The following is a 601-nucleotide window of genomic DNA, read 5'->3' on the forward strand; positions in this document are numbered from 1 at the left end:
TGATGGGTTGCACTGCGTCGCCAACCCGCACCATGCTAGCCGCCAGCGTGTTGCGCGACAGATCGCCGCCGAAACGGCTCAACAGCGCGGCTTGCCGATACAGCGGCAGGCTATCCTGGTATTTTGCGGTGACGACCCAGGCTAATGCCGTTTCGGTGAGTAAGCCTTTGGGGATGATGCGAACCGGTGCCGGCGTCACGCGAATGCTTTCATCGCAGCACGGGCAGGCATATTTGACGCGGTGATGTTGAATGACTCGCACCTGTTGCGGCACGATGTCGAGCTGCTCGCTGATTTCAGCGCCGATTTCCACCAGACGAGTACCGTCATGCGCACAGATGCGTTCGGCTTCCGCTAATTGATGGCGCACGATCTCACGCGGCAGATGCGGATCGAGCGGTTTTCGACCGCGTTTCTGGCGGCGGTGACCGGCCACCTCGACCGCTTCGGGCGTGGCTTCCTCGGCGATTGGAGCACCGTTCGGCGCCAACACTTCGGCTTCGTTCAGGAACAGGTCGCGCTGGGCCGGATTGGCCCGCGCCTCGGATTTTGCGGCATACAGCCTATGCAGAAAGGCATCCACACGTTCTTTCAATAAATC

The 601-nt window shown here is 60.6% G+C and carries 1 protein-coding gene; it reads right to left on the reverse strand.

Features of this window, described 5'->3' with window-relative positions:
- The coding region (locus BJL95_RS21720; protein ID WP_139306383.1) for an IS66 family transposase zinc-finger binding domain-containing protein at nucleotides 1-601 on the reverse strand (601 nt) is incomplete at both ends.

It is taken from the genome of Methylomonas sp. LWB, assembly GCF_001856095.1.
In the GTDB taxonomy this organism is placed as follows: domain Bacteria; phylum Pseudomonadota; class Gammaproteobacteria; order Methylococcales; family Methylomonadaceae; genus Methylomonas; species Methylomonas koyamae_A.